19 protein-coding genes are annotated in these 17,620 nt (G+C 64.4%); 8 read left to right on the forward strand and 11 right to left on the reverse strand.

Translation table 11 applies throughout. From position 1 onward, the window contains the following. Positions 1 to 83: 83 nt before the first annotated feature. From ACVILI_RS12050 to ACVILI_RS12080, 7 genes are all read left to right on the forward strand, one after another. Positions 84 to 818 carry a GntR family transcriptional regulator gene (locus ACVILI_RS12050; RefSeq protein WP_083246939.1) on the forward strand — a complete coding sequence of 245 codons (735 nt, stop codon included), beginning with the start codon at positions 84 to 86 and terminating at the stop codon, positions 816 to 818. After that, entirely contained in the window at positions 815 to 1,303 is a 489-nt protein-coding gene (locus ACVILI_RS12055; RefSeq protein ID WP_038645132.1) for a DUF3830 family protein, read from the forward strand. The genes ACVILI_RS12050 and ACVILI_RS12055 overlap by 4 nt, the downstream gene beginning before the upstream one ends. Before the next feature lies 1 nt (position 1,304). Beyond that, positions 1,305 to 1,658 carry a TIGR04076 family protein gene (locus ACVILI_RS12060; protein WP_019856738.1) on the forward strand — a complete coding sequence of 118 codons (354 nt, stop codon included), beginning with the start codon at positions 1,305 to 1,307 and terminating at the stop codon, positions 1,656 to 1,658. After that, positions 1,655 to 2,710, forward strand: a complete 1,056-nt coding sequence (locus tag ACVILI_RS12065) for an aldo/keto reductase (protein ID WP_019856739.1) — start codon at positions 1,655 to 1,657, stop codon at positions 2,708 to 2,710. The genes ACVILI_RS12060 and ACVILI_RS12065 overlap by 4 nt, the downstream gene beginning before the upstream one ends. After that, on the forward strand, positions 2,707 to 3,138 hold the full coding sequence (locus tag ACVILI_RS12070; protein WP_019856740.1) for a DUF4440 domain-containing protein: 432 nt from the start codon (positions 2,707 to 2,709) through the stop codon (positions 3,136 to 3,138). The genes ACVILI_RS12065 and ACVILI_RS12070 overlap by 4 nt, the downstream gene beginning before the upstream one ends. A 48-nt stretch (positions 3,139 to 3,186) precedes the next feature. Continuing rightward, the gene (locus ACVILI_RS12075; protein ID WP_457102452.1) at positions 3,187 to 4,446 is read left to right on the forward strand and encodes an ABC transporter substrate-binding protein; all 1,260 of its coding nucleotides are present in this window, start codon (positions 3,187 to 3,189) and stop codon (positions 4,444 to 4,446) included. Positions 4,447 to 4,660: 214 nt separating this feature from the next. Continuing rightward, positions 4,661 to 6,064 (forward strand): FAD-binding oxidoreductase, encoded by a 1,404-nt coding sequence (locus ACVILI_RS12080; RefSeq protein ID WP_038645136.1) that lies wholly within the window; start codon positions 4,661 to 4,663, stop codon positions 6,062 to 6,064. Between the two features lie 15 nt (positions 6,065 to 6,079). On the opposite strand, the gene ACVILI_RS12085 is transcribed toward ACVILI_RS12080, so the two are convergent. The 9 genes from ACVILI_RS12085 to ACVILI_RS12125 form a co-directional block, all read right to left on the reverse strand. Further along, entirely contained in the window at positions 6,080 to 6,880 is an 801-nt protein-coding gene (locus ACVILI_RS12085; RefSeq protein ID WP_038645138.1) for an ABC transporter permease, read from the reverse strand. Continuing rightward, positions 6,877 to 7,326 (reverse strand): ABC transporter permease, encoded by a 450-nt coding sequence (locus ACVILI_RS12090; RefSeq protein ID WP_457102453.1) that lies wholly within the window; start codon positions 7,324 to 7,326, stop codon positions 6,877 to 6,879. Before ACVILI_RS12090 ends, ACVILI_RS12085 begins: the two co-directional genes overlap by 4 nt. Continuing rightward, the gene (locus ACVILI_RS12095; protein WP_457102454.1) at positions 7,275 to 7,709 is read right to left on the reverse strand and encodes a hypothetical protein; all 435 of its coding nucleotides are present in this window, start codon (positions 7,707 to 7,709) and stop codon (positions 7,275 to 7,277) included. Before ACVILI_RS12095 ends, ACVILI_RS12090 begins: the two co-directional genes overlap by 52 nt. Positions 7,710 to 7,744: 35 nt before the next feature. Further along, the gene (locus ACVILI_RS12100; RefSeq protein ID WP_038645142.1) at positions 7,745 to 8,848 is read right to left on the reverse strand and encodes an ABC transporter ATP-binding protein; all 1,104 of its coding nucleotides are present in this window, start codon (positions 8,846 to 8,848) and stop codon (positions 7,745 to 7,747) included. A gap of 77 nt (positions 8,849 to 8,925) precedes the next feature. After that, entirely contained in the window at positions 8,926 to 9,951 is a 1,026-nt protein-coding gene (locus tag ACVILI_RS12105) for an ABC transporter substrate-binding protein (protein WP_038645143.1), read from the reverse strand. 51 nt (positions 9,952 to 10,002) lie between these two features. Continuing rightward, positions 10,003 to 11,001 (reverse strand): AraD1 family protein, encoded by a 999-nt coding sequence (gene araD1 / locus ACVILI_RS12110; RefSeq protein WP_038645145.1) that lies wholly within the window; start codon positions 10,999 to 11,001, stop codon positions 10,003 to 10,005. Positions 11,002 to 11,033: 32 nt separating this feature from the next. After that, positions 11,034 to 11,810: an SDR family NAD(P)-dependent oxidoreductase gene (locus tag ACVILI_RS12115; protein WP_038645146.1), complete on the reverse strand. Its 777-nt coding sequence runs from the start codon at positions 11,808 to 11,810 to the stop codon at positions 11,034 to 11,036. 11 nt (positions 11,811 to 11,821) lie between these two features. After that, positions 11,822 to 13,549, reverse strand: coding sequence for an IlvD/Edd family dehydratase (locus ACVILI_RS12120; protein WP_038645148.1), 1,728 nt, complete (start codon positions 13,547 to 13,549; stop codon positions 11,822 to 11,824). Next, positions 13,546 to 14,289 carry a FadR/GntR family transcriptional regulator gene (locus ACVILI_RS12125; RefSeq protein WP_080643708.1) on the reverse strand — a complete coding sequence of 248 codons (744 nt, stop codon included), beginning with the start codon at positions 14,287 to 14,289 and terminating at the stop codon, positions 13,546 to 13,548. Before ACVILI_RS12125 ends, ACVILI_RS12120 begins: the two co-directional genes overlap by 4 nt. Here ACVILI_RS12125 and ACVILI_RS12130 point away from each other — a divergent pair. Next, entirely contained in the window at positions 14,267 to 15,325 is a 1,059-nt protein-coding gene (locus ACVILI_RS12130; RefSeq protein WP_240565007.1) for an aldose 1-epimerase, read from the forward strand. The genes ACVILI_RS12125 and ACVILI_RS12130 overlap by 23 nt on opposite strands. A gap of 30 nt (positions 15,326 to 15,355) precedes the next feature. On the opposite strand, the gene ACVILI_RS12135 is transcribed toward ACVILI_RS12130, so the two are convergent. Both ACVILI_RS12135 and ACVILI_RS12140 read right to left on the reverse strand, forming a co-directional pair. Beyond that, the gene (locus ACVILI_RS12135; protein WP_038645150.1) at positions 15,356 to 16,801 is read right to left on the reverse strand and encodes an aldehyde dehydrogenase; all 1,446 of its coding nucleotides are present in this window, start codon (positions 16,799 to 16,801) and stop codon (positions 15,356 to 15,358) included. A gap of 33 nt (positions 16,802 to 16,834) precedes the next feature. Further along, positions 16,835 to 17,620: a coniferyl-alcohol dehydrogenase gene (locus ACVILI_RS12140; protein ID WP_038652277.1), complete on the reverse strand. Its 786-nt coding sequence runs from the start codon at positions 17,618 to 17,620 to the stop codon at positions 16,835 to 16,837.

The following is a 17,620-nucleotide window of genomic DNA, read 5'->3' on the forward strand; positions in this document are numbered from 1 at the left end:
ATTGATTTGTGATCACACTTGCTTTGATCACGCTATTCGGCTTTAATTTCATCCGCAAGCCGAAAACGGGGCACAAGCCGGGAATGCAGAAGGCTGCCATCGAGCGAACCAACGAAACAATCGCAGCCCAGCTTACGCCGGTCGGCCGCGAGACCGTGCAGGATCGCGTCTATTCCGAATTGCGCCGCGCCTTGATCGGCGGCCTGTTCGAGCCGAACCAGGTGCTGACCATCCGCGGCCTTGCCGATGCGCTGGTCACCTCGACCATGCCGGTGCGTGAAGCGCTCGGCCGGCTGATCACCGAAAAGGCGCTGGAGGCGCTGCCCAACCGCTCGGTGCGCGTGCCGCCGATCACGCTGGAACGTATCGACGATCTTTTGCGTGCCCGCTCACTCATCGAAGGCGAAGCGATCGCGCTTGCCGCCACGCGCATGAGCCCGCGCCAGATCGCTTCGATTGAAGCCATGCTCGGCGAGTGGGATGAGATGCGGGCGCTGAAGCACAAGAAGGATATCGACCGCGAAGCGACGCTCAACCAGAGCTTCCATTTCGAGATCTACCGCTGCTGCGGCTCGGCCGTGCTGATCCCGATGATCGAAAGCCTTTGGCTGCAATCGGGCCCCTGCATCCGCGTCGCCATCTATGCCTTTTCCGACGCCGGCGAGGTCGACACCGCGCACTATCACCGCCGCATCGTCGCGGCGCTCGCCAAGCAGGATGCGCAAGCGGCGCGCGAGGCGCTGGTGGCCGATATCAGCCGGCCTTTTGCCTTCTTGCGCGACAAGCTTCAATCCGCCGCCGCGAAAGACCAGACATGAACAAGCCGGCCTTCAAGATCACCGAACCGCGCTCGAAGCTTTCCGTGACGGCGCTGCTGCTGCCCGAAAAGGCGCCGGAAAACGCTGCCTTTCTCCAGGCGTACCTCGCCACGCCACGTGTCGTCCCCGGCATCCATGCGATGTGGACGGGACCGGAAATCTCCTGCCCGATTCCATCATCTGATCTCGATGGCCAGGCCTATGCCAGGCCCTTGCCGTCGGAGAACGCAACGCTGACACCGCAGCCCGGCGATATTGTGCTGTCCTATGTGCCGCCGCGCATGTGGGGCGGCAACCCCAATGCCATTTTCGACATCGGCCTCTACTACGGGCAGGGCGCGCGGCTTCTGTTCCCGATCGGCTGGCTGGCCGGCAGCGTGGTGGCGCAGGTACGCGCTGAAGAGCGCGACCAATTCGCCGCCTCATGTGGCGTCATTCGCCGCAACGGCGCCTGCGACGTCACCTTCAGCCTGGTGGAGGCCTGACATGGCCGACGACAGTTTCGAGCTCTTCGACCTTCGCGTCGAGGCGGTCATCCCCGAGGGCAAGCCGATCTATTGCGGCGCCAAGGCAGGCGATTATTTCGAACTCAAGGGCGAGATGCTGTGCCTGCCGGCGGGGCAGGGCTTTTCGATCTATTCGCTCGCCGCCGTGTTGCCGCTGCTGGCGGCAAAGCAGCGTCCGACCGACGCCAATGACTGGATGACCTCGGACGCCGAGATCGCCTGTCCCGATCCCAATTGCGCCAGCCGGCTCAGGATCGTCAGGACCGGCAAACGGCGGTTCAGCCATGCGCAGACCACGGCCGTGCCGCTGCCGAAGGAGAATGACAAGGGATGACTGCCAAGACTTTCGAACTCGGCCCCGGCTACACCATTTCGCGCGTCATTCGCGGCGGCTGGCAGCTTGCCGGCGGCCATGGCGCCATCGACCGCAGCCAAGCGGTGACCGATCTGATCGCCACTTTCGATGCCGGCATCTGGACCTATGATTGCGCCGACATCTACACCGGCGTCGAGGAACTGATCGGCGCCGCGCGCCTGCGGCTGGCCAGCGAGCGCGGCCTCGACGTTGCCGCAAGAATGAAGGTGCACACAAAGCTGGTGCCCGACCTTGAACGGCTGGCCACGATCAGCCGCGACTATATCAGGGGCATCGTCGAGCAGTCGCTGCGCAGGCTGAAGACCGAGCGGCTCGATCTCGTGCAGTTCCACTGGTGGGACTATGACCAGCCTCGCTATGTCGAGGCGATGGGCTGGCTCGACGAGCTTCGGCGCGAGGGCAAGGTGCGCAATCTCGGCACCACCAATTTCGACACGCCGCGGCTGGCCGAAATCCTCGCCGCCGGCATTCCGCTGGTCAGCCAGCAACTGCAATATTCGGTGCTCGATCAGCGGCCGGCACACAGCCTCGCCGAGCTTGCCGCGAAAAATGGCGTCAGCTTCCTCTGCTATGGTTCGGTGGCCGGCGGCTTCCTCAGCGACAAATGGCTTGGGGTCGCCGAACCCACCACGCCGCTCGAAAACCGCTCGCTGGTCAAATACAAGCTGATCATCGATGATTTCGGCGGCTGGGACCTGTTCCAGCAATTGCTCCAGGCATTGAAGGCCGTTGGCGACCGCCACGGCGTCGACATCGCCACCATCGCCAGTGCCTGGGTGCTGGAACAGCCGCGAGTCGCCGCCGTCATCGTCGGTGCCCGCAATCAGGCTCATGCGCTGGCCAATGCTGGCATTATGGATGTCGCGCTCGACGCCGATGACCGGGCGAAGATCACGGCCGTGATCGCGCAAAGTCAAGGTCCCCTGGGCGACGTCTACACGCTGGAGCGCGACCGCCACGGCCGCCACGGCTCGATCATGCACTACAATTTGAACGCAGGCCGCACATGAGCGCCAGCAACCCGACGCTGTTTTCGCGGGCCAGCGCCGAGGTCTTCGGCCTGCATCGCTTCTTCGTCGACTGGTTCGTCGCCGCGCGTGCCGACACGGTGGATTTCTCGCGCTTCGAAGACGTCATGGGCGAAGGCTTGACCATGATCGCACCGAGCGGCCAGATCCTCGACCGTGACGCTGTGATCGATCATGTCCGCTCAAGCCGCGCCACGTGCGACGACGGCTTTGCCATTTCGATCGAGGATATCAGGCCCGGTTGGCAAACCGAGGACACCATCGTCGTCCTTTACGTCGAGGTGCAGTTGCGCGCGGGCAAGCACAGCCGCCGTCAGTCGAGCGCTGTCTTCACCACCAGTTCATCGGCGCCCAACGGCGTCGAATGGCGACACCTGCATGAAACCTGGCTGCAGGTGCCGGAACGCTGAACAGGCTCCAGAGATCAATTTAGTGCGAGTAACGAAAGGGGAACAACAATGAGAAAGACGATACTCCAACTCACCACCGCGCTTGCTCTCGTCACGATGGCGGGCGCCGCGCAGGCCGCCGACTGCAAGATCACCGTCGGCCTCGTCATGGAACTGACCGGTCCGGCCGGCGAATATGGCCAGGCCGGCGCCAAGTCGGTCGAAATGGCTTTTCGCGACATCAACGAGGCCGGCGGCGTGCGCGGCTGCGATCTGGTGACCGATACGCGCGACAGCCAGAGCCAGGGCAACATCGCCGTCGACGCCGCGACCCAGCTGGTGCAGGTCAAGAAGGTGCCGGTCATCATCGGTGGCATCATCTCGTCGGTGTCGATCCCGATCCTGACCTCTGTCACGGCACCTGCCAAGATCGTCCAGGTCTCGCCGGCATCCTCTTCGCCGACGCTGACCGCGCTCGGCCGCGACGGCAAGACCAACGGCATCTTCTTCCGCACCATCACGTCCGATACGCTGCAAGGTGTGGCTGCCGCCAAATACGCCATCGACAAGGGCTTCAAGAAGCTGTCGATCATCCACGTCAATAACGATTTCGGCGTCAACATGGTGGCCGAATTCTCGCGCGCTTACAAAGCGCTCGGCGGCACCATCGTCTCCGACACGCCTTACAACGAGAAGCAGTCGAGCTATGCCTCGGAAGTCACGGCGGCGATGGCCGGCGAGCCGGACGGCCTCTATCTGGTCAGCACGCCGGTCGACGGAGCCACCGTTGCCCGCACCTGGATTTCGCAAGGCGGCGTGCAGAAATTCCTGCTCAATGACGGCATGAACAGTCCTGACTTCATCGAGTCCGTCGGCGCCGACTATCTGAAGGACGCCTACGGCACGTCGTCGGGAACCAGCCCGACCGCATCGACCGAGTACTTCACCAAGAACTACAAGGCATTCTCCGGCATCGAACCCTCCAACCCGGCGGCCGATCGTTCCTATGATGCCGGCGCCATCGTCGGGCTGGCCATCGCCATTGCCGGCTCCGAGGATCCGGCCAAGATCAGGGATGCCATGTACAAGGCAGTCGATCCGGCAGGCACGCCGATCTTCGCCGGTAAGGAGGAGTTCGCCAAGGCGCTCGGCCTGATTAAGGACGGCAAGCCGATCCGCTACGAAGGCGTCATCGGTCCGGTGGCCTTCGATAAATTCGGCGACATCACCGGCCCGTTCCGGCTGTGGAAGATCATCGATGGCAAGGTGACCACCGATGGCGAAATGACCACCGATGACGTCAACGCGCTACAGGCCAAGCTTCAGTAAGCAGACACAATGGCCGCCGGCATCAATCGCGTCTTACCGTGATTGATGCCGGTGTCGCTCAGGGCAGCCGATATCGCTTGCACGACAGGCGATCCCGAATAGGATCGGCCGGCTGCAATTGAAGGATGGCGAGCGTGGCGGACGGAAATACTCATCGGCCCATGCGGTCGCGGGACGCAGACGACGCGCTTCGCCACGCCGGCGTCTGAGTCCGATGTCGCCTGAAACGCAACGGCTTCTCTCCGCCCTTGGCGATCGGCTGGGCGTGGGCGGCGTGCTTGCAGGCTCCGATGTCGACCAGCGCTATCGCGACGATCCCGACGGCAAGCTTGGCGTGCTGCCCGAAGTGGTGCTGCGTCCGCGCGATACTATCGGTGTCGCGGCGGCGCTCGCTGGCTGCAACGCTCTTGGCCAGCCGGTCGTCGTCCAGGGCGGACGCACCGGGCTGGCCGGTGGCACACGCGTCCAGCCCGGGGAGATCGTGCTGTCGCTGGAGCGCATGAGCGGCCTCGCCGCGCCGGACACTCAAGCCTCCAGTATCGTCGCCGAAGCCGGCGCGACGCTGCAAGCGGTGCAGGAGGCGGCCGACGGTGCCGGGCTGGTGTTCGGCGTCGATATCGGCGCGCGCGGCTCGGCCACGGTCGGCGGCAACATCGCCACCAATGCCGGCGGCATCCGCGTGCTGCGTTATGGCATGTACCGCGCGCAGGTGCTGGGGCTGGAGGCTGTGCTGGCCGATGGCAGCGTGCTGTCCTCGCTCAAGGGCCTGCCCAAGGACAATTCCGGCTACGACCTCGGCCAGCTCTTCATCGGCGCGGAAGGGACGCTCGGCGTCGTCACCCGCGCCGCGCTCCGGCTGCATCCGAAGCCGGCCTCCGAGGTGAACGCCTTCTGCGCGCTCGCTTCGCTCGATGCGGCGATCGCCCTGCTCGGGCTGCTGCGGCAAAAGCTCGGGCCATTGTTATCCGCCTATGAGGTCAACTTCGCGCCGCTCTATGACGTAATGGCTGCCAGCATGGCCATGCCGGCGCCATTGCCGGCGGGCTCGCCCGTCTATGTGCTGGCCGAAATCCAGGGCAGCGAGCCTGAGCGCGACAGCGAGCGCTTCGCCGAAGTCCTGATGCAGGCGGTCGAGGACGGCGTGGTCGACGATGTCGTCGTCTCGCAATCGCCGCGTGAATTCCGCGCGCTCTGGGATGTGCGGGAAGACGCCAATCGCGTCCTGTTTTCGATGAAAGGCCTGATCGGCGTCGACATCAGCATTCCGCTGACACGGATGGGGGCGTTCCTGCAAGAAGCGGAGACCGCGATCCGCGCCTTTGACCCCGACGCCGACATCTATGTCTTCGGCCATCTCGGTGATGGCAATCTGCACTACCAGGTGCGCACTGTGGATCCGGCGGCGGCCTACGGCATCGTCTATAGCGGCGTGGCGGTGGCGGGCGGCGGCGTTTCGGCCGAGCATGGCATCGGTCTCGACAAGAAGCAGTGGTTGCATCTGGTGCGCAGCGACGCCGAGATCGCCACGATGCGGCGGCTGAAGACGGCGCTCGACCCGAAGAACATCCTCAATCGGGGGCGCGTCTTCGACCTCGATCCAGCTGCCTTCGCACGATGACGGGTGTTCGATAATTCAGCTCCGCTCCGTCGCCATCTGCCTGGGGATCAGGAAACGGGCGGCGAGCACGCAGAGCAGCACGGTGAACATCAGGATCAAGGCGACCAGCGCATTGATGTCGGGCGAGAAGCCAAGCCGCATCATCGCCCACAGCCTGACCGGCAGGGTGCTTTGCGTGCCGGTGACCAGGATGGTGATCATCGTCTCGTCGAACGACAGCGCGAAGGCCAGGATTGCGCCGCCGACCATGGCGCTCGACAGATTCGGCAGGATGATGCGCCAGAAGGTCTGCCAGCCGGTGGCGCCGAGATCGTAGGACGCTTCGACCAGTGTACGGCTCATCGACTGCAGCCGCATCAGCACGGTGCGATAGACGATCGCCAGCACGAAGACCGTATGGCCGATGACGACCGTCAGCAGAGAACGTTCGAGGCCGATCTCGCGGAAGAAGATCAGCAGCGCGAGGCCGCTGATGATCGGCGGCATCAGGAACGGCAGGAAGATGATGAACTGCAGGATCGAGCGCCCCGAGCGGCGCCCGTGATAATAGAGCGCCAGCAGCGTGCCGCTGACCACCGAGAGCACGACGGTGCACAGGCCGACGATCAGCGTGGTGCGCAAGGCTGCCAGGATGTTGTGGTTTTCGGCCAGGGCTCGGTAGGTCGAGAGGGTTGGTGACGACCAGTCGACATCGCCGTGCGAGATGGTGAAGAACGACGACACGATCGGCACGAACAGTGGGCTGTAGAGCAGCACCGCGACCAGCGTTGTGATCACGGCCAGGAAGATGGTGGAGGGTCGGGGCAGGGCGTTCATACCGACGTCCCCCGGCTGCGCCCGAACCGTTCGCCGATGAGGATGGCGCAGATCACCACGATCGCCAGCGCCACCGACAGTGCCGCGCCGAATGGCCAATTATAGGCCGTGCCGAACTGGCTGTAGAGGATGCGGCCGAAGGTGAAGCCGCTGATCCCGCCGACCATCTGCGGCGTCAGGAAATCGCCGATCGCCAGCACGAAGACGAAGCTCGCCGCCGAGGCGACGCCGGGCAGGCTGAGCGGCAAGGTGATGCGCAGGAACGTCTGCAAGCCGCTCGCGCCAAGATCGTCGGAGGCACGCAGCAAGGTCTGCGGTATCCGCTCCAGCGACAGGAAGATCGGCAGGATCGCGAAGGGGATCAAAAGCAGGCTCAGCGTCAACAGGATGGCGTTCATGTTGAACACGAAAAGCGTCGACGGCTGCTGCAGGATGCCAATTGCCACCAGCGCCTTGTTGAGGAAGCCGTTGAGGCCGAGGATGCTGCGGATCGCGTAGATCTTGTGACGTAGCTCATCAGCAGCGGCACCAGAAGCAGCATCAGCAAGGCATAGCGCCACCGCCCTCTCAGCGTCGTCAGGAAATAGGCAGCGGGATAGGCAAGCAGGATGCAGATGACGGCGACCGACACGCACAGCACGATGGTGTTCCAAAACACCGGCAGGAAGATCCGATCGGTGAAGAACCGGACATAGTTGCCGAGCGTCGGCGCGTAGACGATCGTGCCCTGGTCGACGCTGAAGAAACTGTAGACCAGGAAGATCGCCAGCGGCACCAGGACGAAGATCACCGGCAGGGCGAAAGCCAGCACGGTCACCAGCAGCGACAAACGCCTTTCCGCGGGCTGTGTCGTGACGCCCGCGCTCATGCCAGCACCAGATGGCCTTCATGCGGCGCAAACGAAAGCGAAACCGTCTCGCCGGATCTCAGCGCGCTGCCGTCGATCCGGCTTGGGGTTCGCAGCCGCAGCCGCTGCGCGGCAGTGTCCGCACCCGCCGTGATCGTGGCGACGGTCGACGAGCCGGCAAAGGCCAGATCGGCGATGGTGCCGGAAAAGCGGTTGTCGCCGTCTGTGGAGTCCGCGAGATGCAAGGCCTCGGGCCGGAACGCCGCGAAGGCGCTCGCGCCGTCTGGCGCGGCCTTCAAATGCGGCTGGCCGCTGATCGAACAGATCAGTCGCCCAAGTGCGGTCTCGATCGGCCGCTGCTCGCCCTGGACGGGGCCGAGCTTTCCGGCCACCAGATTGTTCTCGCCGAAGAAGCGCGCCACGAACTCGCAATTCGGCTTGTAGTAAAGCTCGTGCGGCGTGCCGAGCTGGCGGATATGGCCAGCCTGCATGACGCAGATCCGGTCGGCCATGCCGATCGCTTCTTCCTGGTCATGGGTGACGAAAAGGAAGGTGGTCTTGATCTCGCGCTGGATGGATTTCAGGAACTCCTGCATCTGCCGGCGCAGTTCGAGGTCGAGCGCGGCGAGCGGCTCGTCAAGCAGGATCAGGCGCGGCTGGCAGATCAGCGCTCGGGCGAGCGCGACGCGCTGGCGCTGGCCGCCGGAAAGCTGTGCCGGAAAGCGGTCGGCGAAGCGCCCGAGTTGCACCAGCTCCAGGGCTTCCGCGATACGGCGCGCAATCTCCTTGCGCTGGACATGGCGCACCGAGAGACCATAGCCCACATTGCCGGAAACGGTCATATGCGGGAACAACGCATAGTCCTGGAACACGGTGTTGAACGGCCGCTTGTTGATCGGCATGCGGCTGATGTCCTGGCCGTCGAGGCGGATCTCGCCCGCGGTCAGTGGCTCCAGCCCGCCGATCAGCCGCAAGACCGTGGTTTTGCCCGAGCCCGACGGTCCAAGAACGGTCAGGAACTCACCGTCCCGGACAGACAGGTCGATGTCGTGCAGCACGGGAACCGTGCCGTAGGATTTCGAGACGGACCGCAGCGTCAGCAGGTCGGTGTTCTGGCTCATAGACTATTCTCGCATACGCTGCGGCGGTCCGGAACGTCCGGACCGCCGGGTCCTTCTAGGTCGGGCTGCGGAAAGGATCAGGGCGTCGCCTTGATCTCGTTCCACATGTCCGACCGCTTCAGCGGGTCCTCGACATTGTTCAGCCAGACCAGCTTGTCGTTGCTGCCGGCACTGCTCGACTCGACCACGGTGTTGCCGAAGCCGGTGCGCTCGGAAAGCTCGCCGCTGACCTTCTTCGTCAGCATGAAGTCGATCCATTGCTCGGCCGCCGCATTGTCGCGCACGCCCTTGGAGATCACCCAATTGTCGAGCCAGGCCAGAGCGCCTTCACTCGGATTGACGTAGGCGACATGGGCGCCGATCTTCTGCAGCGCCTTGACCTGCTGCTGGCCATAATTGGCCCAGATCAGGGCAACGTCATTGTTCTGGTAGATCTGCTGCGCCTCGTCGGCGGTGGTGTAGAAACTCAGCACATTGCGCTTGAGCTCAACCAGCTTGGCCTTGACCGCCGCCATCTGCTCCGCGTCGAGATTGAACGGATCCTTGTAGCCAAGCGTCAGAGCGGTGAACGAGAAATTGTGCTCGCCATTGTCGTAGGCCAGGACCTTGCCCTTGTAGGCCGGATCCCACAGCACCGACATCGAGGTCGGCGCCGGCTTGACCTTGTCCGTGTCGTAGATCAGCCCGATGGAATCGAAGCAGAACGGAATGCCGTAGACCTTGCCGTCCTTGGTGTCGCCGCTGACCTGCGATAGATCGCGGAAGCGCGGCAGCACCTCCTTCTGGTTCGACAGCTTGGTGATGTCGATCGGCGACACCAGATCGGCCTTGATGTAGCGCTGCAGCTGGGCGGTGTTGACGGCGAAGACATCGAAATCCTGGCCTTCGCTGCCCTTGATCTTGGCCCAGATCTCGTCATCGCTGCCGATGAAGACGACATCGACGCCGATGCCGGTTGCCGCGGTGAAATCCTTCACCCAATCCGGGTCGGCATAGCCGTCCCAGGCCAGTACTCGAAGGTTCGCGGCCAAGGCCGCCGATGTCATCAGGCCGATGCCGAGCCCGATTGTCGCTAGTTTTAGAAACGCTTTCTTCAGTCCCATTTTTAATCTCCCATTGTCGTTCTGGTGGACCGTGATTTCGGACCTCTGCCGTCACAGCTGGGTGACGGTGACCAGTCCCTCGTCCGGCACCGACACCATCCGGTTGCGCAGTGGCTTGCCGAATGCCTGTGCCTGGATTTCATACTCGTCGCCGGAAGCCGTCTTGATGCCGGAGGCGTAGCTCATCACCGCCGCGCCGAAGAAATAGGCGTGCAGATCGCCCGCCCTTCGGTGCATCGGGTAGCGGAAATGGAAATGTTCGAGATTGGCGATCGAGTGCGACATGTGCGCTTCGCCCGACAGGAACTCCTGCTCCCAGATGACAGTGCCGTCGCGCAGGATGCGGGAATGGCCCCGAACTTCTTCGGGCAGGTCGCCGATCAGCAGCTCGGGTCCGATCGAACAGGAGCGCAGCTTGGAATGGGCGAGGTAGAGGTAGTTCTCGCCCTCCGTCACATGGTCGGAATATTCGTTTCCGAGCGCATAGCCGATGCGATAGGGATGGCCGTCCGGGCCGTTGAGATAAAGCCCGACGATCTCGGCTTCCTCTGCCCCGGCTTTCGCGAATGCCGGCATCGGCAGCTCAGCACCTGGCGACACAACGCAGGTGCCGACGCCTTTGAAGAACCACTCGGGCTGGATGCCGATCTTGCCAGCGCCAGGCTTGCCGCCCTCCAGCCCCATACGGAAGATTTTCAAGGAATCGGATTCCTCGACACCGTCGCCATGGGTCAGAACATGCATCTGGTTGCGCGCGGCGGCACTTCCGGTATGGGTCAGGCCGGTTCCGGTAACCAGGAAGCGCGCCGGTTCCGGATGATCGACGGGAGCCAGCACGCGGCCATCGCGCAACAGCTCGTTGTAGTCGACCGTCGTGGTGCCCGTGCGCTTCTCGACCAGCGACGCGATGGACATGTCCTCGGCGATCGCCGCTTCGGCGAGTTCCAGAACGCTGCCAGTCTTGTCGAGCGGGTGCAAGCGATTGCCGTCTTCGGAGACGCGGCCGACCCGCCTGCTGCCATCCGGCATTCTGTACTGAACAAGACGCATGAAATACCCTTCTTCCCTTGGAGCCGTATCGGTCACACCCAGCCCGCATCGACGATGAATTGCTGGCTCGTACACATCAGGCTGTCGTCGGCGGCGAGGAACAGCGCCATGCGCGCGATGTCGGCGGGCTGCAACCGGTCGGGCAGGCACTGCCTTTCCGCGATCTGGCGTTCACCGGCCGGATTTAGCCACAGCCGCATCTGGCGCTCGGTCATCACCCAGCCCGGCACCATGCAGTTGACTCGGATGCGCTCGGGGCCGAGTTCGCGGGCCAGCGCCCGCGTCATTCCGTAGACAGCGGCTTTCGCGGTGACATAGGCAGGACAGTCGGGATCGCCGACCATCCAGGTGATGGAGCCGAAATTGATGATCGAGCCACCACCCTGCGCGCTCATCTGCGGTCGCACCGCCTGCGCGGCGAAGAACTGGTGGCGCAGATTGACCGCCATGCGGTCGTCCCAGTAGGCGACCGTCACGTCCTTGGTCTGATGGCGGTCATCGTTGCCGGCATTGTTGCACAGCACCTGGATCGGGCCATTGTGCTGCATTGCCTGCGCGGTTGCCGCCTGCAGCTGCTCGACATCGCGCAGATCGCACGGAATAAACAGCGGCGCTGGGTGTCCTTCGGCCGCGATCGCCTCGACCAGGTGCCTGGAAGGCTCTTCCGCCAGATCGACGAAGGCGACGCGGCTGCCTTGCGCGCAGAAATGGCGCACCAGGCTTTCGCCGATGCCGCTGCCGCCGCCGGTTATGAAGACACTGCGGCCCTTGAGGCTCGGGTAGATGGCGTAGCCGATTTCATCCGTCATCGCGCGCCTCTCTAATGGGAATGCCGGGGGATGCCGGCATCGCGCCGGCCGACGAGAAAGTCGAAATCGCAGCCCTTGTCGGCCTGCAGCACGCGTTCGACATAGAGGCTCTGATAGCCGCCTTCAGGCGGCGCCGGCGGCTTCCAGTCGCGGCGGCGGATCGCCAGCTCCTCGTCCGATACCAGCAGTTCCAACCGGCGGCCGGCGACATCGAGCTCGATGAGATCGCCGTCGCGGACCAAGGCCAGCGCGCCACCGGCCGCGGCCTCCGGCGCGACATGCAGCACCACCGTGCCATAGGCCGTGCCGCTCATGCGTGCATCCGAGATGCGCACCATGTCGGAGACGCCCTGCTTGAGCAGCTTCGCCGGCAGCGGCATGTTGCCGACCTCGGCCATGCCGGGGTAGCCGCGCGGCCCGCAATTCTTCAACACCATCACCGAGGAGGCGTCGATATCCAGCTCCGGATCGTCGATGCGGGCGTAGTAATGCTCGATGTTCTCGAAGACGACCGCCTTGCCGCGATGCTGCATTAGTTCGGGCGTTGCCGCCGACGGCTTGATGACCGCGCCATTGGGCGCCAGATTGCCGCGCAGGATCGAGATGCCGCCTTGGTCGGTCAACGGTTCGCTCAGCGGCCTGATGACCTCGCGGTTGTAGTTGGGCGCGCCGTCGATCAACTCGCCGATCGTCTTGTCGCTGACGGTCATGACGTCGCGATGAAGAAGCCCCACTTCATCAAGCGACGCCATGACCGCAGCCAGCCCCCCGGCATAGTAGAAATCTTCCATCAGGAACCGGCCCGACGGCATCAGGTCGACAATGGTTGGAACGTCGCGGCCAAGGCGGTCCCAGTCTTCGAGGCTGAGATCGACACCGACCCGGTTGGCGATGGCGATCAGATGCAGCACCGCATTGGTCGAGCCGCCGATCGCGCCATTGACGCGAATGGCGTTCTCGAACGCTTGCCTTGTAAGAATGTCCGAAATTTTCACGTCCCTGCGGACTAGGTCGACGATCTGGCGTCCGGCCAGCTGGGCGAGCACGCCACGGCGCGAATCCACGGCCGGGATCGCGGCGTTGTCCGGCATGCCGATGCCGAGCGCTTCCACCATGCTGGCCATGGTCGAAGCCGTGCCCATGGTCATGCAACTGCCGGCCGACCGGCTCTGACCCTGTTCCGCGGCGAGGAAGTCGGCGACCGGCATGCGGCCGGCCTTCACTTCCTCTGCGAATTTCCAGACATGCGTACCCGAGCCGATATCCTGCCCACGGAACTTGCCGTTGAGCATTGGCCCGCCGGAAACGGTGATGGTCGGCAAATTGCACGAGGCGGCCCCCATCAAGAGCGCCGGCGTGGTCTTGTCGCAGCCCACCAGCAGGATGACGCCGTCGATGGGGTTACCGCGGATGGATTCCTCGACATCCATGCTGACCAGATTGCGAAACAGCATGGCAGTGGGGCGCATGTTGCTCTCGCCGAGCGACATGACAGGGAATTCGAGCGGCAGGCCGCCGGCCTCGTAGACGCCGCGCTTGACGTGATCGGCCAGCGCCCGCAGATGCGCATTGCACGGCGTCAGCTCCGACCAGGTGTTGCAGATGCCGATCACCGGGCGGCCGTCGAAAGCATCGGCCGGGATGCCCTGGTTCTTCATCCAGCTGCGGTGCATGAAGGCGTTCTTGCCTTCACCGCCGAACCAGGCTTCGGACCGCAGTTTGCGTTTGGTGTCGGTCACGATTGCTGGCCTCGATCCTTGCGGCGTCTGTTGCGGTTCTCGACGCTGCGGCGCACGTCATCCTCGGCATTGTCGATGAGCACCAGCAGTGCCTTTTGCGCGCCGGCGGCGTCACCGGCGGCGATCTTCTCGGCCACCTCGCGATGCAGCGGCAAGGAATGGCGCTGGCCTTCCGGATTGTCGTTGGAGAGGCGAAAGCTCATCACCAGTGCGGTTTCGACGAGTGCCGCCAGCGAGCCGATCAGCTCGTTGCCGGTCATGCGCAGGATGGTCTGGTGGAACACCAGATCGGGCTTGGCGAAGCGGTCGCCATCGTCGCTCACCGCTTCCATCTCGGCCAGTGCCGCATGGATCTCGGCGATCTGGGCAGGCGTGGCGCGCTGGGCCGCAAGTGCTGCCGACATTGGCTCGATGGCACGGCGCAGCTCGAACAGCGCCCGCACATCGTCGGCGCTGACACCGCCGGCGTAGCGCCATGACAGGACGTCCGGATCAAGGAAATTCCAGTCGGAGCGTGGGCGCACCCGTGTGCCGGTCTTCGGCCGCGATTCGACCAGCCCCTTGCCGGCCAGCACCTTGATCGCCTCGCGCAGCACCGTGCGGCTGACCCCCAGCATCTCGCTGGAATCGTCGGCATTGGGCAGCGCCTCGCCGGGCAGGAAGTCGCCCTGCACGATGCGCAGGCCGATCTGCTCGACAACGGTCGCGTGCAGTGCGGTGGAGCCGCTGGAAACCGCCACGGCAACCCGCGACGTCCGTGCCGTGCTAAAAGATTTCTTATTCTTCATACTATTCATACGATATGTCTTATCGCCATGGCGATCGGAGTCAATGGACGGGGGAGCGCCGATGACAAAGAATTTCGCTGCGGTTGCCGCGCAGCACACGGAACTGGTCTCGATCAGCGATGGCATCGCGACGGTTGACATTGCTCCGGCCGCCGGCGGTGCGCTGGCGTCGTATCGATGGTGGCAAGATGGCGCCGTGGTGGATTGGCTGCGCCCGGCAGATCCGGCCGCGATCAGTAGCCGCGATGCCGGCGCCATGGCCTGCTTCCCGCTCGTTCCCTATTCCAATCGCATAAGGGGCGGCCGGTTCGAGTTCGCGGGACGCACCATCCGGCTTCCGACGACTGCCGACGATCCTCATCATGAACATGGCCATGGCTGGCGCCGGCCTTGGGTGGTCGTCAGGCATGAAGCCGGCACGATCGTCCTGCGCTATCGCCACGCCGCCGATTCCTGGCCATGGAGCTATGAAGCCGAGCAAGAGATAACGCTGGCTGACGGCAGGCTTTGCGTGACCATCAAGGTACGCAACCTGTCGGACGCACCGATGCCGGCCGGCTTCGGCCTCCATCCCTATTTCCCGTCGACGCCGTGGGCGCATGTCCAGGCGCCGGTGTCCGGCATGTGGGAGACGGACACGGAGGTCCTGCCCGTCCGGCATGTCCTGCCGCCGGTAGGAGCTGACCCGTCCATCGGTTTTGACGTATCGGAAGTGGACTTCGACACGGTTTTCAGCGGATGGGCGCGCCGCGCCCGGATCTCCTGGCCCGAACACGGACGGCGACTGGACATCGAGGCCGAGGCGCCGCTCGATTTCCTTGTCCTCTACACGCCGCCCGGCGAGCCGTTCTTTTGCGCCGAGCCGGTCAGCAATATCACCGATGCCTTCAACCGCACGGGCAGCCGCATCGACACTGGCTGCATCGTACTAGCGCCCGGTCTGATGCGATCCGCCAGCGTTCGCTTCACGCCGTCCCTGGCCGGTTGATCTTCATTGCCGACCGCGAGACGAGGCCGGCTAGAACGGATAGTGCTGGCCGGGATCCTCGATCGTCACCCAGCGCAGATCGGTGAACTCGGCGATCGAGGCCTTGCCGCCGAAGCGGCCATAGCCCGAGCCCTTGACGCCGCCGAACGGCATCTGCGCCTCGTCACCGACGGTCGGGCCGTTGATGTGGCAGATGCCGGCTTCGATGCGCGCGGCGACCGCCATGGCGCGCTTGATGTCGCGGCTGAACACGGCTGACGACAGGCCATACTCGGTGTCGTTGGCGACACGCACCGCCTCGTCCTCGCCCTTCACCCGGATGACCGGCTTGACCGGCCCGAAGGATTCTTCGGCATAGACGCGCATCGCCGGGGTGACATGGTCGAGCAGCGTTGCCTCGACAACCGTGCCGGTGCGCTTGCCACCGGCGACAAGCTTGGCGCCCTTGGCGACGGCGTCAGCGACAAGCTCCTCCATCTTGTCGGCCGCCTGGCTGCTGATCAGCGAGCCCAGCACGACATGGCCGCGCGGATCGCCGGCCGGCAGGCCCGACGCGCGGACGGCGAGCTTGGAAACGAATTCGTCGGCGATCCTCTCGTCGACGATCAGCCGCTCGGTCGACATGCAGATCTGGCCCTGATGCATGAAGGCGCCGAAGGTCGCCGCATTGACCGCTGCGTCGATGTCGGCGTCGTCCAGAACCAGCAGCGGTGCCTTGCCGCCGAGTTCGAGCAGCGCCGGCTTCAGATGCCGCCCGGCAAGCTCGGCGATGATGCGCCCGACCTTGGTCGAGCCGGTGAAGTTGACGCGCTTGACCGAGGGATGCGCGACCAGCGCCTCGACGATTGCGGCGGCATCCCTGGGGTCGTTGGTGACGACATTGATGACGCCCTTGGGCAGGCCGGCCTCGACCAGAACCTGACCGATCAACCGGTGTGTGCCGGGGCACATTTCCGAGGCCTTCAGCACCACCGTGTTGCCGCAGGCGAGCGGCATGGCGATGGCGCGGGTGCCGAGAATGACCGGCGCATTCCATGGCGCGATGCCGAGACACACGCCGGCCGGCTGGCGGATCGCCATGGCGAGCGTCCCCGGCTTGTCGGAAGGAATGATCTCGCCAGAAATCTGCGTCGTCATCGCCGCTGCCTCGCGAAGCATGTTGGCCGCCAGCATGACATTGAAGCCGGCCCAGGGACCGGTGGCGCCGGTCTCTTCCATCATCAGCCGGGTGAATTCGCCGACCTTGGAGGCCATCACGTCGGCCGCCCTGGACAGCAAGGCGCGGCGCTCACCAGGCCCGGTCTTCGACCAGGTCGTAAAGGCAGCGGCCGCGGCTTCCACAGCCGCGTTGGCGTCGGCAACGCTGGCTGCTGCGGCGCGCGTCGCCAGCTTGCCGGTGAACGGGTCCATGCGCTCGTAGGCGGCCGCGCCGGACGCATCCCTTTTGTCGCCGTCGATCAGAAGTCCGATATCCATGATTGTCTCCCTCGCTCCGGTGGAGCTTCGCGATTAAAAGCCGAGCACTTCGGCGTTGATCGATGCTTCGAGGCCGCCGTCGACCGGTACATTGGCGCCATTGACCCACCGCGCGCCGTCCGAACACAGGAACAGCACGACAGGCGCTATATCGCCCGATGTGCCGGCCCGTCCTACCCGGGCAATGTCGCTGTCGACGCGGGCATCGCCAAGTACGGTGCGGAATTGTTTCAGGATAGGCGTCTCGACCGGTCCGGGACTCACCGCATTGACGCGGATGCCACGGCTCTTGAACAGATCCTGATGCGCCGCGCGAAAGGTCCACAGCAGGAGCAACTCCTTCGAGACGGGGTAGCCTTCCTCGTTCCTGACGGCGTGGTCGCGGACCACCTCGGCGACATCGGGAAAGCCTTCGATGCTGACCATCGAAGCGGCGCGGTTGAGGTTGGCGCGCCAGCCATAGCCGGCGATCGAGGCGACGTTGACGATGGCGCCGCCTTCGCGAATTTTTGGCGCGACGGCTTCGGACAGTGCGCGCAGGCCAAAGAAGTTGACGGCCAGGGTTGCTGCCGCGCCGGTGTTGCCGGAGAGGCCGGCGACATTGCATAGCGCGTCGATGCGCTGCGGCAGTCGCGCGACCAGTTCGTCGACGCCGGCCTTCGATGAGATGTCGGCCTTGACGAAACTGCCCATCGCTGCCGCCGGCTCGCGCACATCAACGCCGATCACGTCCGCGCCAAGCTGGCCGGCAAGTTCGGCTGTGCGCGCGCCGATGCCGGAGGCGACGCCGGTGATGAGGATCGTCTTGCCGAAAAGCAT

The sequence above is a fragment of the Mesorhizobium sp. USDA 4775 genome (assembly GCF_054062655.1).

What these genes read in the sequence shown, in the direction of transcription:
- ACVILI_RS12135 (WP_038645150.1), bottom strand. Translation starts at nt 16,801, where the DNA reads ATGGATATCGGACTTCTGATCGACGGCGACAAAAGGGATGCGTCCGGC.
- ACVILI_RS12140 (WP_038652277.1), bottom strand. Translation starts at nt 17,620, where the DNA reads ATGCTTTTCGGCAAGACGATCCTCATCACCGGCGTCGCCTCCGGCATC.
- ACVILI_RS12085 (WP_038645138.1), bottom strand. Translation starts at nt 6,880, where the DNA reads ATGAACGCCCTGCCCCGACCCTCCACCATCTTCCTGGCCGTGATCACA.
- araD1 (WP_038645145.1), bottom strand. Translation starts at nt 11,001, where the DNA reads ATGCGTCTTGTTCAGTACAGAATGCCGGATGGCAGCAGGCGGGTCGGC.
- ACVILI_RS12060 (WP_019856738.1), top strand. Translation starts at nt 1,305, where the DNA reads ATGGCCGACGACAGTTTCGAGCTCTTCGACCTTCGCGTCGAGGCGGTC.
- ACVILI_RS12100 (WP_038645142.1), bottom strand. Translation starts at nt 8,848, where the DNA reads ATGAGCCAGAACACCGACCTGCTGACGCTGCGGTCCGTCTCGAAATCC.
- ACVILI_RS12105 (WP_038645143.1), bottom strand. Translation starts at nt 9,951, where the DNA reads ATGGGACTGAAGAAAGCGTTTCTAAAACTAGCGACAATCGGGCTCGGC.
- ACVILI_RS12075 (WP_457102452.1), top strand. Translation starts at nt 3,187, where the DNA reads ATGAGAAAGACGATACTCCAACTCACCACCGCGCTTGCTCTCGTCACG.
- ACVILI_RS12070 (WP_019856740.1), top strand. Translation starts at nt 2,707, where the DNA reads ATGAGCGCCAGCAACCCGACGCTGTTTTCGCGGGCCAGCGCCGAGGTC.
- ACVILI_RS12080 (WP_038645136.1), top strand. Translation starts at nt 4,661, where the DNA reads ATGTCGCCTGAAACGCAACGGCTTCTCTCCGCCCTTGGCGATCGGCTG.
- ACVILI_RS12065 (WP_019856739.1), top strand. Translation starts at nt 1,655, where the DNA reads ATGACTGCCAAGACTTTCGAACTCGGCCCCGGCTACACCATTTCGCGC.
- ACVILI_RS12055 (WP_038645132.1), top strand. Translation starts at nt 815, where the DNA reads ATGAACAAGCCGGCCTTCAAGATCACCGAACCGCGCTCGAAGCTTTCC.
- ACVILI_RS12115 (WP_038645146.1), bottom strand. Translation starts at nt 11,810, where the DNA reads ATGACGGATGAAATCGGCTACGCCATCTACCCGAGCCTCAAGGGCCGC.
- ACVILI_RS12050 (WP_083246939.1), top strand. Translation starts at nt 84, where the DNA reads ATGCAGAAGGCTGCCATCGAGCGAACCAACGAAACAATCGCAGCCCAG.